Consider the following 15,581-nt stretch of genomic DNA (forward strand, 5'->3'; position numbering starts at 1 on the left):
CGGCCAATTGTTTTACTCGGAACACCCCACTTCTCGAGTACTCACCGCAATGTCTCCCCACGCGGCGAATATCGACTGTCTCAAGGTCGATCAGCAATGCGGCGGCATTTTGACTCGATGATGTTGCTCCCGCGTCGGTGCAAGAATAGAGTTTCAAGGAACTCTCGCCGGCAGTTACAAAAAGCATCAAAAACTCAGGGAAAACTTCAGGAAAATCATGGCCCGCATCGATTACAGCGACCCGTCCAAGGCATCCGACCGCACCCGCGAGATCCTCGACAAGAACCGCAACGCCAACATCTTCCGCATGATGTCGCACTCGCCGAGCTATTTCGAACAGTACTGCCGGCTCGGGGGCGCGATCCGCCACAAGGGCGAACTCGATCCGATCGTTCGCGAACTCGCGATCACCCGCACCGGCATCTTGTGTGAGGCGCCGTACGAGATCGTCGCGCACAAGCGGATCGGCAAGAATGTCGGCGTCACCGACGCACAGAACGAGGCGCTCGAGAACTGGCAGGCCGCGACCTGCTTCAATGAGGTGCAGCGCGCCGCGCTCGCCTTCACCGACGAGATCGTGAAGCTGAAGAAGCCGACGGATGCGACCTTCAAGGCGATCGCGTCAAAGCTGACGCCGGCCGCGCTGGTCGAGCTGCAGCTCTCGGTCGGCTTCTACATCATGACCTCGAAATTTCTGGAAACGTTCGAGATCGATCTCCAGCCCGTCACTGAAGTGGTGGGCTGATCCAAAGCTTGGCTTGCGAGGGATGCTCATGACGATCGATGAATATGCGGCCTGGGCCGCAACCATTGCCAAAGTCGATGAGCATCCGTCCAACGAGCGGTTGTCCTATCTCGGGCTCGGCCTCGCCGGCGAGGCCGGCGAAGTCGCCGACCACATCAAGAAGCTGCTGCGCGACGACTGGCTCGACAAGGCGGGTCTGGTCGATGAGCTCGGTGATGTCATCTACTACTGGGCCTGCCTGTGCGCCGCGACCGGCCAGCAGCCATCCGAGCTGCTGGAGGCCAGCGCAAAGAAGATCAAGCGTCGGCTGAGCGAGGCCGCGAGCCGCTGAGACGAGCGAGGCAACGACTTCACTGTGGCCTTCCTTCGAGACGCCCGCCGGTGGCGGGCCCTCAGGATGAGGACCGAGGACGCGGCAGCAGCTTCAACGAGCAACGATGCCGCTTGGCCTCATCCTGAGGAGACCGCGAAGCGGTCATCTCGAAGGACGAGGCGCGCGCCCAGCTCGCGCAAAATGCAAGGATCCCGCCGCTCACGTCGACGTCAAAATATCCACCTTCGCGTTGGCGACGATCAGGCGGTCGGCGAGCAGTTGCGCGAGGTTGCGCATGATGCGCTCGCTGGCGCGTGGGTGCTGCTTGCGGAAGCGTTCGAACTCCTTCAGCGGCACTTCGAACGCGGTCGCCGCCATGTCGGCGAACACGTCGGCCGAGCGCTTCGTCTCGAGCAGCGCCATCTCTCCGAAGGCCATGCCGGCAGTCAGCGTCGCCAGCCGCACGCCATCGGGCAGCGTGACATGCACCGCGCCACTGCGCAGGAAGAACAGGGAGGAGGCCGGATCGCCCGTGGTGATGATCTTCGCGCCGGCCTGAAAGGTTCGGATCGTGCAGATCGAGGCGAGATCCGTCAGCTCTTCCTCGCTCATGCCTGATAGCAGCGGCTGCTCGGCAAGTGCGGTGGTCTCGTGGAAGTCGATCGAGCCGCCATAGCGATAGACGATCTGATCTTCCGCCCATTCGATCGCGGTGTCGAGCAGATAGAAGTCGCGGACGTTCTTCAGCTCGGCGGTCCATTCCCGCAAAGACTCCCATTCCCTGGAGGCGCGCCCGACGCCGGATAGCACCACCGTGACATTCAGTGCCGCGAGCTCCTCGAACGCTTCGGCGATCAGGCGCGCACCGGCGCGCGTGGTCGAGGTGACGCGGTGCAGGTCGAACACGACGATTTGCGGCCGCGGTCGTCCGGCCAGCCGGCGCGAGACGTAGTCGACGGCCGACAGCGACAGCGTGCCGACCAGCTCGATGACCCGCACCTCCTGCTCATGGGCCGCCAGGATCTCACGCTCCTGCGGCCGGCGCACACGGCGTGACGGGCTCTTGCCGATGTCGTAATCGGCGATGACGGCGTTGCGGGCATCGTCGCTGCGGTTGAGCATGTGCAGGTCGTAATGCGCCGACAGCGCCTCGCAGACCTTGATGCCGCGCACGCTGTTGCCGTGCTTGTCGAGCCTTGGCGAATAGCTGCCGAGCCCGAGGCGGGCAGGGAGCGCGGCCAGAATGCCGCCGCCGACGCCGCTCTTGGCGGGAATGCCGATGCGGTAGATCCATTCGCCGGCATAATCGTACATGCCCGAGGAGGTCATCACCGAAAGCGTGCGCGAGATCGCGTAAGCGCTCAGCACCCGCTCGCCGGTAACCGGATTGACGCCGCGATTGGCCAGCGTTGCCGCCATCACTGCGATATCGCGCGCTGTGACCAGCACGGCACATTGCCGGAAATAGACGTCGAGCACGGCGGCGACGTTGTCCGAGATCACCGCGTTGGTCTTGAGCAAGTAGCCGATCGCGCGGTTGCGGTCGCCGGTCTGGCTTTCGGAAGCATAGACGGCCTCGTCCACGGCGAGCTCGCGGCCCGCAAAGCGGCCGAGTGCGAGACGGATCTGCTCGAAGGCATCCGCGCCCTTGCTATCGTGGATCAGCCCGGTGCAGGCGATTGCGCCGGCATTGACCATCGGGTTGAACGGGTGGTTCTCGGAGTTGAGGCGGATCGAGTTGAAGGGATCGCCCGAGGGCTCGACGCCGATCGCGCTCTCAACCTTGCCTGCGCCCAAAAGGTCCAGCGCCAGCGCGAACACGAACGGTTTTGACATCGACTGGATGGTGAAGGGCACCCTGGAGTCGCCGACCTCGTAGACGTGGCCATCCAATGTCGCGAGGCTGATGCCGAAATGGGCAGGATCAGCCTTGCTCAGCTCGGGAATGTAGTCGGCGACGTTGCCCGCAGTTTCGGCGGAGAATTCATTGAGGCAATTGTCCAGAAACCGCAGCAAAGGCGGTTTCGAGCGGGTCCAGGCGGCGGCGAGAGGCGAGAGCGGTGTCATCGCCTCACTTGTGCAACGCAATCAGGGAGCGCGCAACCCGTCCGGCACCATGGTCTGCCGCCGGACCAGTACAAGTGCCAGCAAGACCGTGGGCGCAAGGATGGCAAGGCCCAGCATCGTCACCTGCAGCTGCGACAGCGGCATGATCCCGCCGCCCGGAGTCGCCACCACGAAGCCGCCGATCACCAGCAGCACGCGGAACGGCCATTCCAGCGCGCCGGTGCCGCGCAAGTCACCGACGAAGGGCTGGTAGCCCTGGATGCCGCCGCAGATGAACAGCGTTCCGAACGCCGCAAGTCCCATCAGGCCGAGGCCGGCCAGATACGGGCTCGGCCCCTGCAACACCAGCGCGGGATTGAGCACGAAGAAGAACGGCAGGAAATAGATGATGCTGCCGACCCACATCGATTCCCAGCCGGTCTTCATCGCCGGCGAGCCGGCGATGCCGGCTGCGGCGAACGACGCGATCGCGACCGGAGGGGTGATCGACGACAGCATGCCCCAATAGAAGATGAACATGTGCACCGCCATGCGGTTGAGCCCGAGCTTCTCCAGCGCGGGCGCGACCAGGATGGCGAGGAAGATGTAGCAGGCCGTCGTCGTCAGCCCGAGACCCAGGATCAGGCTGGTCAGCGCGCACATCGCCAGCAGCAGGAAGGGATTGTCGCCGGCAATATGCAAGAGGTCATTGGCAAGGCTCGACACCACGCCGGTCATCGAGAATGCGCCGATCAAGAGGCCGCAGCCGGCGAGGATGCCGACCAGCTCGACGAAGGTGCGACCGTTAACTTCGAGGAATTTGCCGATGGTCGCAAGCGTCCAGCGCGTGTCCTTGGAGAAGAATTGGTTGAGCACGAGCAGCAGCGCCGTGGCGTAGAACGGCGCGTGGCTCTCGCGCTTGAAGTAGAGCAACATCACGATCAGCAGGGCGATGACGAAGACGTAGTACCAGCCGTCCTTGATCGTATCCATGATCCGCGGCAGCTCGGCGCGCGGAATGCCCTTCAGCTTGTGGCGCGCGGCGTAGGCGTCGACCTGCATGAACAGGCCGACGTAATAGAGCGCGGCGGGTATGATCGCGGCGACCGCGACGTCGGCATAGCTGACATTGAGGAACTGCGCGATCACGAAGGCGGTGGCGCCCATCACCGGCGGCGCCAGCACCGCTCCGGTCGAGGCGCAGGCCTCGATCGCGCCGGCATAGGAGGCGCGAAAACCGCTCTTCTTCATCACGGGGATGGTCATGGTGCCGGCGGTCAGCACGTTGGAAATGATCGAGCCCGACATCATGCCGAGCAGGCCGCTGGCGAAGATGCAGACTTTTGCCGCGCCGCCGCGGAAGGTGCCGCACAGCGCGAAGGCGAGGTTGATGAAGAACTTTCCGGCGCCGGTCATCATCAGCGCGGTGCCGAACACCAAAAAGCCGATCACCGTGTCGGCGAAGGCCTGGATGGGAATGCCAAGCAGGCTCTCGCCCGACAGCACGTGATAGGCGGTCGCCTGTTCGATCGTCGATTGCGTGCCGCGGAACGGGCCGAGCCAGCCAGCTTCGGCGAACAGCGGATAGACGGTGAAGGGGAGCACACTGAGCAGCAGGCTCCAGCCGCCGGTGCGGCGCAGCGCCTCCATCAGCATCACCCACATCACGAGGCCCGCGGCGATGACGTTGTTCGGCGCGCCGCCGAACTCCCAACCCGCCTCGGCCGCCTTGCGTACATTCGACATCAACAGCAGCGCGGCGGCAAACGTCGCGACGAACAGGACGAGGTCATACCAGGGAATGCGATCGAGCGGCGCGCGCTCGGTGCCAGGGAAGATCAGGAAAGTGAACGGTAGCATCAACGCGATCAGGAGATAGAAATACTCCGTGTTGAGCTGGGTATAGCCGATGAAGAATCGCAGCGAGAATTGCTGGTTGATGCAGATCAGGATGGTCGCCGCGGTCGCGGCCACCAGCAGCCAGCGCCAGGCGCCGCGAAGCGCACGCACGCGCGTGACCTCCGCTTCCTGCATGTTGGCGGCGGCGCCATGCGGATCGTCGAACACGACCCGCTTGGCCTCGTCTTGCGGGGCGGTGGAGATGGAAGCTGACATCACATGGATCCCGCGCGTGGGCTACTGAAAGCAGATCAATCGAATGGCAGTTGGTTGAATCGCCCGCGCCACGGGCTCGACCTCTCCCGCTTGCGGGAGAGGTCGCGCCGAAGGCGCGGGTGTGGGCTTTCTCCTCTCGGGGAGTCCCACCGTGGAAACACCCTCTCCCCAATCCTCCCCCGCAAGCGGGGGAGGGAGCGCACTTCTTGCGGGGCGGCGATCAAGCGCAACAACATCGCGCTCTATTCCTCGAACCCGTTCGGCATGTCAGCCTTCGCAAGCGCCGCCGCGCGCGCCTTCATCCAGCCGTCGAGGAAGGCTTTGTCATCGGACGGCGGATTGGACTTGCCGTAATCAGCCCATGCTGCGCCAAGCACCTCTTGCCGCTTGATCAGCTTGTTATTGTGCGCTTCCTGCGCATCGCTCCATTGCCCGGCTTCCTTCAGGGCCTTTACGGCGCCGGGATGCACCGGCACCACCCAGTTCTTTGTCTGACGGTCGGCTGCGAGACCGCCGGCGCCGGGCGCGGAATCCTTGTAGGCGTCGTAGTTCACGATCATGGCCTTGGTCATGGCATAGATCTGGTCGGCCGGTTGCGAGGCGTAGGCCACGAAGATCGGGTAGGGATAGTTGCCGAGTTCGACGGGCTTCTCTGGCGAGATGCCGGCGCCGCAGGTAGCTAACTGTGGGAAGAAGAACGAGCCGACCTTCTGCATCCGCGCCCAGCCTTCCTTGTCCTTGGCGGGCAGCGGTGGCCAGATCAGACCGCGCGGCGAAGTCTCGGCTTCCTTGGCGGGGCCGGTGATGGTGGTGCCGAAGGCCGCATCGACGTCGTTGTTGATCAGACCTTTCCACATCGCGCCGTAGCTCGCGAACTCGACGACCTTGACGTCCTTCTGCGTCAGGCCGGCGAAGGCGAGCACCGCGAGCGAGTTCTGGTTCAGAGCGGGCGAGCCGACCACGAAGCCGACGCGCTTGCCTTTGAGGTCTTTCAGCTCTTTCACGCCGGTGTCGGCGGCAACGCCGAGCGATCCGCAATTGCAGTCGACCGACGAGAGCAGGATCTGGAGCGGCTGTGGGCCCCATTCCTTCGCACCGAACTCGAACACGCCTTCCTGCGCGAAATAGGTGCCCGATCCCATGGCCGCGGACGCCGCGCGCTTGGAGCGCAGCGGCGCAAGGCGGGCGACATCGTTGCCTGCGGGGAGCACGCGCACGTCGGTGCCGTACTTGTCCTTCATCATCTTGCCGACGCCGACCGCGATGTTGAAGCCGGCGGTGCCGGTGTCATAGGCGGTGAAGGCCAGGGTCGGCGGCAGCTTGATGTCTTCAGCGAATGAGTAGCGTGTAGACGCAAAAGAAATGCCCGCAACCAGCGCAGGCGCGAGCATGAGCAGCCCACGAAGCATGTTTCCCTCCAATCATCCTCGCTTTGCCGCGAAGATTTTCTTTCTTTGTTTGAAACAACGTTTTGTTTGCAACAGATCATGTCACCGCGATCAAGCGATGGCAACGCCGTACCGCGCATGCGGGAATGAGGCTGACAGATTGTCGCGCAAACGACAGATAGAGCACTCAGCTCGCGACGATCGCGATGGCCTGGCCCTCTGCGACGACGTCGTCGAGTTTCACCAGCAGTGATGTGATCGTGCCGTTCGCAGGCGAGGGCACAGGTATCTCCATCTTCATGGCTTCGACCACCACAACGTCATCGCCATCCGCGACGGTTCCTCCAACTTGCACGGGAGTTGCGCAGATGCGACCGGCGACCTCCGTGACGATCTTAATTTCTGGCATGCCATCCCTTTTTGTTGTCGTCGCAAAATGCCTGAGGTAGCGTCGTCTGCAAGTGGAATTTAATTCCGCACAGCGGAACAGACGGTAGGGAACATGGGACGACGATCCGAGCGATTGAGTAGGCAAGGCGTACTCGCTGGCGATGCCGGCGAGGGAGATGTCATCCAGGTGGTCTCGCGCGCGTTCGACGTGTTGCGATGCTTCGAGGGCCACGAGGCGAGACTCGGCAATCTCGAGATTTCAAATCGCTGCGGCCTGCCGCGCTCGACGGTGTCGCGGCTCACGCACACGCTGACTCGCATGGGGCAGCTGGTTTACCTGCCGCGCGATCAAAAGTATCGCATCGGGCCGAGCGCGGTCGCGATGAGCGCCACGATGATGAAGGGCGCGCAACTGCGCAGCATGATCCGTCAGCGGCTGCAGGAAGTCGCCGAGCAGCTTCCTGGCACGGTCGGCTTCGTCGTTCCGGATCGCTTCCATCTCGTCTATCTCCTATTCGCGCGCTCGGCGACCGCACTCGGCCTGCACGAGGGCACCGGCAGCCGCATCTCGATGGCCTCGACCGCCGCGGGCGCGGCCTACACGGCGGCCTTATCGCCGGAAGTCGGCGATGCCTTCATCGCGGACATGGAGCGGGAAGCTCCCGAGGCCGCGAAGATCCTGAAGCCTCGCATCGAAGCCAACCGTCAGATGTTGCGCGAGCGCGGCTACGTCGTGGCCTGCGGCTTGTGGAGCCCACACATCAACGGTCTCGCGCTGCCGATATGGTCGCCGCAGTACCAGACTTTCGTGGTCATCACGATCGGCCTGCTGTCGGCGATGTATGACGAGGAGCGGCTGCATGCCGAAGTCGCGCCATTGATGCTCGAACTCGGTCGTTCGCTCGGCGGCCTGCTCGAGGGCGCGGAAGGCGACGTCTTCAACAACCGCATCCCGCGTAAACCGGTCGCAATGGCCGTGCACAACAATAACAAGCCGATCCATTCGGAGGGAGTGAATGAACTGGAAGCCGGAACTCGACGAGCTCGCCCGGCGCGAAGCCTTCGCGCGGGAGATGGGCGGCGTTGACAAGGTCAAGCGACAGCATGACCAGGGCCGGCTGACTGTTCGGGAACGTATCGACAAGCTGATCGACAAAAGCAGCTTTCACGAGATAGGTGCCGTCGCCGGCATCGGCGAGTACGATTCCAGCGGCGAATTGCAGAAATTGACGCCGGCCAACTGCGTGTTTGGCCGTGCGCGCGTCGACGGCCGCACCGTTGTGGTGGTCGGCGACGACTTTACGGTCCGCGGCGGCTCGGCGGATGCGTCGATCTCGGCAAAGCCGTTGATGGCGGAGGAGATGGCGCACGACTTCCGTCTGCCGATCGTCCGCATCATCGAAGGCTCCGGTGGCGGCGGCTCGGTCAAGACCATCGAGACCAAGGGCGCGGCCAACCTGCCGGGCGGCATCGGCGGCACGCGCTGGTACCGCTTCACGACAGAGAATCTGTCGCGCGTGCCGGTGGTCGCGCTCGGCCTCGGCTCGGTGGCGGGCTTAGGGGCCGCGCGCCTTGCCGCCAGCCACTATTCCATCATGACACGGAAGTCCGCGATGTTCGTCGCGGGCCCGCCGGTGGTGAAGGCGCTGGGGCAGGACCTCTCGAAGGAGGAGCTCGGCGGCGCCGACATCCAGACTCGCGCAGGCGCGATCGACCATGCCGTCGATACGGAAGAAGAGGCGTTCGCCTGCGCGCGGCGTTTCCTGTCCTATCTGCCATTGTCGGTCTACGAGCTGCCGTCGACCTTGGCCTGCGCCGACAATCCGGAGCGCAGCGACGAAGCGCTGATGAACGCGGTGCCGCGTAACCGCAAGCAAGTCTACAAGGTACGCCCCATCATCGAGTCGGTCGTCGACAGGGGCTCGTTCTTCGAGGTCGCCAAGAATTTCGGCAAGCCGATCATCGTCGGCCTGGCGCGACTCGAGGGCAGGGCAGTGATGGTGCTGGCCAGCGACAGCTTTCACTATGGCGGCTCCTGGACGGCGGATGCCTGCCAGAAGGTGGTGCGCTGGGTCGACTTCGCCGAGACCTTCCACCTGCCGATCGTCTACCTCATGGACTGCCCCGGCTTCATGATCGGCCTCGATGCCGAGAAGGCGGCGACCATCCGCCACGGCGTCCGCGCCATGGCCGCGGTCAACCAGACCACCGTGCCCTGGTGCACCGTGATCCTGCGCAACGCCTTTGGTGTCGCCGGTGTCGTGCACCAGCCGGCCGATCGCTTCTCGATCCGCTACGCCTGGCCGTCGGCCTATTGGGGCTCGCTCCCGCTCGAAGGCGGCATCGAAGCCGCCTATCGCGCCGACATCGATGCGGCCGAGGACAAGGCGGGCAAGCTGAAGGAGATCGAGGAGCGTCTCAACAAGCTGCGCTCGCCGTTCCGCTCGGCCGAGAAATTCTGGGTCGAGGAGATCATCGATCCCCGCAAGACGAGGTCGCTGCTGTGCGAGTTCGCCCGCCTCGCCGAGCCGCTGCGCAAGCCGGGGCCGCCGGAGAATTTTTCGATCAGGCCTTAGCATCCTTGCGGCAAGCCGTGACGCGCGTGCCCCGGACGCAGCGCAGCGCTTCCCTGGCGATGCGAAGCATCGTCCAGTGCAGCGGTGCGCTGCAGAGCCGGGGCCCATGCCAAAGCGAATCCGGAGCCTCCTGGGTCCCGGCTCAGCGCCGCAACGCTTGAAGCGTTGCCGCGCGTCCGGGACACGAGGTGCGACGCCGACGCAATCCAAAACCCTTCCACGGCAAAACAATAACGCGCTAAGCTCCGTCAACAAAAACAACAGGAAGGCGTCAATCGTGTACGACTTCATTATCGTGGGCGGCGGCTCGGCGGGGTCCGTGCTGGCCCATCGGCTCTCGGCGAGGAGCGCCAACAAAGTCCTGCTGTGCGAGGCCGGTCAGGACACACCGCCCGGCAACGAGCCGGCCGAGATCAGGGACAGCTATCCGGGCACGGCCTATTTCGATCCGCGCTTCCACTGGACCGAGCTCAAGGTCACGACCCAGGTCGTCAGCCACAACAATCCGAACGAGGCCCGTCCTCCGTTGCGCAAATACGAGCAGGCGCGCGTGCTCGGCGGCGGCTCGTCGATCAATGGCCAGATGGCCAACCGCGGCGCGCCGACCGATTACGACGAATGGAACGCGCGCGGCGCCGAAGGGTGGACGTGGAACGACGTGCTGCCTTTTTTCAAGAAGGTCGAGCGCGATCTCGATTTCGACGGACCGTATCACGGCAAGGACGGCAAGATCCCGGTCCGCCGCATTCCCAGGGAGCACTGGACGAAGCATTCGCAGGCGTTTGCAGAAGCCTTCCAGCAGGCCGGCCATCAATTCCTGCCCGACCAGAACGGCGAGTTCGTCGACGGTTATTTTCCGGTGACGCATTCCAACCAGGCCGAGCAGCGCGTCTCGGCTGCCATGGGGTATCTCGACCGCGACACCCGCAAGCGCGCCAATCTCACCATCTCCACCGACACCCAGGTGCGCGAGCTGCTGTTCGATGGCACGCAATGCGTCGGCGTGAAGGCTGTCGTCGGCGGACGCGAGCAGGAATTCCGGGGACGCGAGATCATCCTCTCCAGCGGCGCCATCCATTCGCCCGCGCATCTCTTGCGTGCCGGCATCGGTCCGGTCGGCCATCTCAAGGATTTGGGGATTCCGGTGTTGATGGGCTTGCCGGGCGTCGGGCAGCGCCTGATGGATCATCCCTCGATCTCGCTGTCGTCCTTTGTCCGCCGCGGCGCGCGCATGAACGAGCACACCAGGCGCCACATGCAGCTGGGCCTGCGCTATTCGTCGGACCTTGCAGGCGTGCCGAAGGGCGATATGTTCGTCGTCCTGCTCTCCAAGTCGGCCTGGCATGCGGTCGGCGAGCAGATCGGCTCGCTGCTCACCTTCGTCAACAAGACCTATTCAGAGACCGGACAGGTCAAGCTCGCCTCGCGCGATCCGTCGGCAGAGCCGATCGTCGAGTTCAACCTGCTGTCCGACCGGCGCGATCTCGACCGGCTGATGAGCGGCTTCCGCAAGATGGCTGCGATCCAGATGAGCGACATCGTCAGGAAGGTGACGGACAAGCCGTTCCCGGCCGCCTATACCGACAAGGTCCGCAAGATCGGCGTGGTCAATACCAGGAACAGGATCTTGACCAAGGTCGCCGCGGCGTTGATGGACGGGCCGGCAGCGCTGCGCCACTACATGATCGACAATTTCGTGGTCGAAGGCTTCACCTTCGATCAGGTCATGAACGACGACGAGGCGCTGGAGGCCTTCGTGCGCAAGGCGACCATTGGTGTGTGGCACGCCTCGTGTTCATGCCGCATGGGTCGCACTGAGGATCCGATGGCGGTGGTCGACAACCAGGGTCGCGTCAAGGGCATCCAGGGCCTGCGCGTCGTCGACGCCTCGATCTTCCCGGTGGTGCCGTGCGCCAACACCAACTTCCCGGTCCTGATGTCGGCGGAGAAGATCGCGGCCGCGATCATGCAGTAGCGCCCCGCGCGTTCCGTCCTCATCCTGAGGAGCCCGCATTAAGCGGGCGTCTCGAAGGACGGCCGCAGGCGAGTTTCTGCAATCCTACAGCCGCAGCACCTTGCCGGGATTCATGATGTTCTGCGGATCGAGCGCGCGCTTGATGGTGCGCATGATGTCGAGCTCGGTCTTCGAACGGTAATGGCTGAGCTCGTCCAGCTTGTCGATGCCGATGCCGTGCTCGGCCGAGATCGAGCCGTCCATGGAGGTGACGAGGTCGTTCACGGCCCGCGTGATGGCGGCCTTGTATTGCGTCAGCGTCTGCTGATCCATGCCCACCGGCGCCATGAACGAAAAATGCAGATTGCCGTCGCCGATGTGTCCCAAAGGATAGGGCCGGATGGACGGGAGAATGTCGAGCACGGCCTTGAGCCCGAGGTCGATGAACTCCGGAATCCTTGAGATGGCCACCGAGACATCGTAGCTGAGCCCCGGCCCCTCGGCGCGGGAGGCTTCTGCGACGTTTTCCCTTATGCGCCACATGTTGTGCGATTGATGTCCGGTCTGAGCGATGACTGCGTCGAGCACGCGCCCGGCCTCGAGTTGATCGGCCAGAAACTGCTCCATCTTCTCGGACATGCCCTCGGCGCCGTCCCGGCGTGCGCGCGCGGACGACCATTCCAGCAGCAGGTACCATGGCGTCTCCGCTCTCAGCGGATCCTGCACGCCGGGTATGTGGCGGAGCACCATGTCGATCGCGCTGCGGCTCATCAGCTCGCAGGAGCCGACATTGTCCTCGGATGCGCTATGGGCTTCCGACAGGATTTCCAGCGCCGCGCGCGGATCCCGGATCGCCAGCCACGCGGTGCAGACGTCCCTGGGAGCCGGCCATAGCTTGAGCACGGCCTTCGTGATGATGCCGAGCGTGCCTTCGGCGCCCATGAAGAGGTGCTTGAGGTCGTAGCCCGTGTTGTCCTTCTTGAGCGCACGCAATCCGTCCCAGACCTCGCCGCTCGGCAGCACGACTTCAAGTCCCAGGACGAGATGGCGGGCATTGCCATAGCGGAGAACCTGCACGCCACCGGCGTTGGTCGACAGATTGCCGCCGATCATGCACGAGCCCTGGGCGCCGAGGCTGAGGGGCAGGAACCTGTCGTGCCGGCTTGCTGTCTCCTGCAGAGTCTGCAGCACGCAGCCGGCCTCGACCGTCATGGTGTACCCTGTGGGATCGAGCTCCAGCACGCGGTTCATGCGGCCGAGCGACAACACGATGCCCGTGTGCGCGGGCCAGGGCGTGGCTCCGCCCATCAGACCGGTGTTTCCACCCTGCGGTACGATCGCGATCCCATGGTCATGGCAGAGCCTGACCACCTGCGCGACTTCCTCTGTGCTGCCGGGGCGAACCACGGCGCCGGCGCGTCCAACCAGCAATCCGCGCCAATCCGTCACGAACGGCTGCTTGCCGTGCTCGTCCTCGATAAGGCCCTTCGCGCCCACGATCGCGCGCAGGGAATCGCGCATTTGGGCGGTGAGCGGAACGGTTGGAATGATGGGTTCGGACGACGGACCGGCTGCCGGCATTTGTTTTCCCTGGCGCATCTTGATGTGCACTGCGCACGCGACGTGCGTCGGGGCATTGTCCACGTTTGCGCCGTGGAGTCTAACGGCAATATGTGTCTCACCCAGATGGCCACGTCGGTAGTCGCCTCGCACCGACGACCGTGCATGGGGTGTTTCGGATTTCCCGTTTGGGCCGGCACCGCACGAGACGCCGGCCGTACGCGCGGCCACCCGGCGCGCGCAGTTCATCCGCAATTCTACGGTGTTTTCCCGGGGTTTAGCGCCAATCCCTGCGTCCGCATTTAAGCGACGTTAATGATGCCTTCTCGATATGAGACATCTGGATCCCGTCAGGTTCCATTTTGTGAACCGTCCGTAAGCGTTGATTAAGAGAGCCATCGCCATATTCCGCCCCGTGATGGGCGAGTGCCGGGATCAAATCCCGACAGCCTCTTCCGTCGACTTCAGAGAAAGGGCCGCTGCTGCCGCAGCGACGGCAGCCAGGATGAACGACATGCTCCGCCGCGCAATGCTCTGTTTCGCGACAGACCGGAAGGCCAACGTCGCCATCATCTTTGCAATGACGATGGTTCCTATCATCTTTCTCCTGGGCATGACGCTCGACTACACGCTGGCCTTGCGCAAGCGTGAGCAATTGAACGCAGCCGCCGACGCGGCCGCGATCGCAGCCGTGCGGCCCGCGATGCTGACGCAGACCGACAAGACCACTGTCGAGAACACGGCGGCTGCCGTCTTTGCTGCGAAGGCGAATCTTTCTGGGCTGGCGGCCGTGCCGACGCCGACGGTCACGGTCACGGATGTCGGTTTGTCGCGGACTATCACGGTGTCCTACACCGCGGAGTCCGTCAACAATTTCCCGGGCATTCTCGGCAAGCAGACCTGGAAGGTGGCCGGTTCGGCGACGGCGAAGGCGTCCAGCGCGCCCAACATGAATTTCTACCTGTTGCTGGATGATTCCCCGTCGATGGCGCTGGCGGCGACCCAGACCGACATCGACAACATGGTTCTCGCCACGAAAAACCAACCCACTTACGCGAAGAATTGCTCATTCGCTTGCCACGAGGCGCATCCCAATAACGCAGCCCCTAGCTCGACGAACAAGGACAATCTCACGGTCGCGCGTGCGAACAACATTACGCTGCGGATCGATCTCGTGACCAATGCCGTCAAGCAATTGATGGTCGGACCCTGGTCGTGCCCGCAGTCGGGCACGTCGGGCGGCGTCATGCAGTGTATGTCGGCGCTCAACAACACGACCTACAATGCTGCCATCTACACCTTCGACTACGCCCTGAACACGATCCAGACGCTGACCACACCGACCACCGCGGGCGCGCAGATCGGCAACATTCAGCTCCTGACGGTCGATCACCAGAACTGCCCCGTTCTCGACAGCAAGGGCAACTGCATCTACACCACCGACTACGGCACCGATATCTCGAAGGGGCTGACGGACCTCAACGCCGCCATGCCCAATCCCGGCGACGGTACAGCGGCCGGTACGCCGCAGGAAGTGGTCTTCCTTGTCACCGACGGCGTCGAAGACAAGCTCATCCCAAAGACGGGGGGCAGCTGCGACCCCAATGCCACTTACGCGCTCCCGTCGGCCAACTCGACGACTTTGCGATGCCAGCAACCGCTCAACACGGCGATATGCGATACCATCAAGCAGCGGAATATTCGTATCGCGATCCTCTACACCGAGTATCTGCAACTGAGCGACGGCTGGTACACCAACCGGATCTCGCAGTTCAACAATCCGACCTCGTCGACCGGCACGATCGCGCAACGGCTGAAATCCTGCGCGTCACCGGGCCTGTACGCAAACGTTCAGAACGGTGGCGACATTTCCACGGCGCTGACCGACCTGTTCATCAAGGTTGCGTCCAGCACGGCCAGCCTCGTGCAGTAGGAAAAGGGCTATGTTCGGAACCGCCTCGACGATGAGGAGACGCCGCAATCGCTGCGCCGCTTTCCCCGCCAATGACAGCGGAGCCACGGCCGTCGAGTTCGCGCTCGTCGCTCCGCCGTTCCTCGCCCTCGTCATCGCACTCATTCAGACTTTTCTGGTTTTCTTCGCCCAGCAGACGCTCGAATCCATCGTGCGACAGTCGGCGCGCCTGGTCATGACCGGACAGGTTCAGTCCGCGAACATGACGAAGGATGTGTTCAAGCAGAAGGTCTGCGATCAGATCTTGATCCTGTTCAATTGCAGCGGCCTGATGGTGGACATGCAGGTCGCGACCTCGTGGACGTCCGCGGACACGGCGATGCCAACCCTGACCTACGACGGCTCGGGCACGGTCTCCAACATCTGGCAATACAACCCGGGCGTGGCCGGTGATATCGTCGTGCTCCGCATCATGTACGAGTGGCCGGTCGTCCTCGGTCCGCTCGGTTTCAACCTGTCGAACCTCAGCGACGGCAACCGGCTGATCATGTCGTCCGCCGCGTTCCAGAACGAGCCATGAGC

The 15,581-nt window shown here is 63.6% G+C and carries 12 protein-coding genes; 7 read left to right on the forward strand and 5 right to left on the reverse strand.

From position 1 onward, the window contains the following. The first annotated feature begins 217 nt into the window (after nt 1-217). Together UNPA324_RS15295 and UNPA324_RS15300 are read left to right on the forward strand one after the other, a co-directional pair. Nucleotides 218-745, forward strand: coding sequence for a carboxymuconolactone decarboxylase family protein (locus UNPA324_RS15295; protein WP_141935032.1), 528 nt, complete (start codon nt 218-220; stop codon nt 743-745). Between the two features lie 28 nt (nt 746-773). Further along, complete coding sequence (locus UNPA324_RS15300) at nt 774-1,076, forward strand: nucleoside triphosphate pyrophosphohydrolase family protein (RefSeq protein WP_164936014.1); 303 nt, start codon at nt 774-776, stop codon at nt 1,074-1,076. Between the two features lie 201 nt (nt 1,077-1,277). Here UNPA324_RS15300 and glsA read toward each other — a convergent pair whose 3' ends face one another. The 4 genes from glsA to UNPA324_RS15325 all read right to left on the reverse strand — a co-directional run bounded on the left by glsA (nt 1,278) and on the right by UNPA324_RS15325 (nt 7,016). Next, nucleotides 1,278-3,125: a glutaminase A gene (gene glsA / locus UNPA324_RS15305; protein WP_141935033.1), complete on the reverse strand. Its 1,848-nt coding sequence runs from the start codon at nt 3,123-3,125 to the stop codon at nt 1,278-1,280. A gap of 21 nt (nt 3,126-3,146) precedes the next feature. Beyond that, a complete protein-coding gene (locus UNPA324_RS15310) occupies nt 3,147-5,219 on the reverse strand; it encodes a TRAP transporter permease (protein WP_181769404.1) in 2,073 nt (690 codons plus the stop codon). A gap of 242 nt (nt 5,220-5,461) precedes the next feature. Next, a complete protein-coding gene (locus UNPA324_RS15320) occupies nt 5,462-6,628 on the reverse strand; it encodes a TAXI family TRAP transporter solute-binding subunit (protein WP_141935035.1) in 1,167 nt (388 codons plus the stop codon). 166 nt (nt 6,629-6,794) lie between these two features. After that, nucleotides 6,795-7,016: a biotin/lipoyl-containing protein gene (locus UNPA324_RS15325; protein ID WP_128917705.1), complete on the reverse strand. Its 222-nt coding sequence runs from the start codon at nt 7,014-7,016 to the stop codon at nt 6,795-6,797. A 93-nt stretch (nt 7,017-7,109) separates the two neighbouring features. On the opposite strand from UNPA324_RS15325, the gene UNPA324_RS15330 reads away from it, so the two are divergent. From UNPA324_RS15330 to UNPA324_RS15340, 3 genes are all read left to right on the forward strand, one after another. Beyond that, nucleotides 7,110-8,084 carry an IclR family transcriptional regulator gene (locus tag UNPA324_RS15330; protein WP_128917704.1) on the forward strand — a complete coding sequence of 325 codons (975 nt, stop codon included), beginning with the start codon at nt 7,110-7,112 and terminating at the stop codon, nt 8,082-8,084. Beyond that, nucleotides 8,014-9,573 (forward strand): acyl-CoA carboxylase subunit beta, encoded by a 1,560-nt coding sequence (locus UNPA324_RS15335; protein WP_141935036.1) that lies wholly within the window; start codon nt 8,014-8,016, stop codon nt 9,571-9,573. The genes UNPA324_RS15330 and UNPA324_RS15335 overlap by 71 nt, the downstream gene beginning before the upstream one ends. A 277-nt stretch (nt 9,574-9,850) precedes the next feature. Continuing rightward, nucleotides 9,851-11,548 carry a GMC family oxidoreductase gene (locus tag UNPA324_RS15340; RefSeq protein ID WP_141935037.1) on the forward strand — a complete coding sequence of 566 codons (1,698 nt, stop codon included), beginning with the start codon at nt 9,851-9,853 and terminating at the stop codon, nt 11,546-11,548. Between the two features lie 84 nt (nt 11,549-11,632). Here UNPA324_RS15340 and UNPA324_RS15345 read toward each other — a convergent pair whose 3' ends face one another. Further along, on the reverse strand, nt 11,633-13,108 hold the full coding sequence (locus UNPA324_RS15345; RefSeq protein WP_141935038.1) for an FAD-binding oxidoreductase: 1,476 nt from the start codon (nt 13,106-13,108) through the stop codon (nt 11,633-11,635). 493 nt (nt 13,109-13,601) lie between these two features. Here UNPA324_RS15345 and UNPA324_RS15350 point away from each other — a divergent pair, with 493 nt between their 5' ends. Further along, on the forward strand, nt 13,602-15,020 hold the full coding sequence (locus tag UNPA324_RS15350) for a TadE/TadG family type IV pilus assembly protein (RefSeq protein WP_141935039.1): 1,419 nt from the start codon (nt 13,602-13,604) through the stop codon (nt 15,018-15,020). Nucleotides 15,021-15,030: 10 nt separating this feature from the next. Then, nucleotides 15,031-15,579 (forward strand): TadE/TadG family type IV pilus assembly protein, encoded by a 549-nt coding sequence (locus tag UNPA324_RS15355; protein ID WP_141935040.1) that lies wholly within the window; start codon nt 15,031-15,033, stop codon nt 15,577-15,579. Nucleotides 15,580-15,581: the final 2 nt, after the last annotated feature.

It is taken from the genome of Bradyrhizobium sp. UNPA324, from assembly GCF_006658635.1.
Lineage (GTDB): Bacteria > Pseudomonadota > Alphaproteobacteria > Rhizobiales > Xanthobacteraceae > Bradyrhizobium > Bradyrhizobium nanningense.

Bases quoted from the DNA above. Each gene is read 5' to 3' on its own strand.
- UNPA324_RS15295 (WP_141935032.1), top strand. From the start codon at position 218: ATGGCCCGCATCGATTACAGCGACCCGTCCAAGGCATCCGACCGCACC.
- UNPA324_RS15330 (WP_128917704.1), top strand. From the start codon at position 7,110: ATGGGACGACGATCCGAGCGATTGAGTAGGCAAGGCGTACTCGCTGGC.
- UNPA324_RS15345 (WP_141935038.1), bottom strand. From the start codon at position 13,108: ATGCCGGCAGCCGGTCCGTCGTCCGAACCCATCATTCCAACCGTTCCG.
- glsA (WP_141935033.1), bottom strand. From the start codon at position 3,125: ATGACACCGCTCTCGCCTCTCGCCGCCGCCTGGACCCGCTCGAAACCG.
- UNPA324_RS15320 (WP_141935035.1), bottom strand. From the start codon at position 6,628: ATGCTTCGTGGGCTGCTCATGCTCGCGCCTGCGCTGGTTGCGGGCATT.
- UNPA324_RS15355 (WP_141935040.1), top strand. From the start codon at position 15,031: ATGTTCGGAACCGCCTCGACGATGAGGAGACGCCGCAATCGCTGCGCC.
- UNPA324_RS15335 (WP_141935036.1), top strand. From the start codon at position 8,014: ATGAACTGGAAGCCGGAACTCGACGAGCTCGCCCGGCGCGAAGCCTTC.
- UNPA324_RS15350 (WP_141935039.1), top strand. From the start codon at position 13,602: ATGCTCCGCCGCGCAATGCTCTGTTTCGCGACAGACCGGAAGGCCAAC.
- UNPA324_RS15310 (WP_181769404.1), bottom strand. From the start codon at position 5,219: ATGTCAGCTTCCATCTCCACCGCCCCGCAAGACGAGGCCAAGCGGGTC.
- UNPA324_RS15300 (WP_164936014.1), top strand. From the start codon at position 774: ATGACGATCGATGAATATGCGGCCTGGGCCGCAACCATTGCCAAAGTC.
- UNPA324_RS15325 (WP_128917705.1), bottom strand. From the start codon at position 7,016: ATGCCAGAAATTAAGATCGTCACGGAGGTCGCCGGTCGCATCTGCGCA.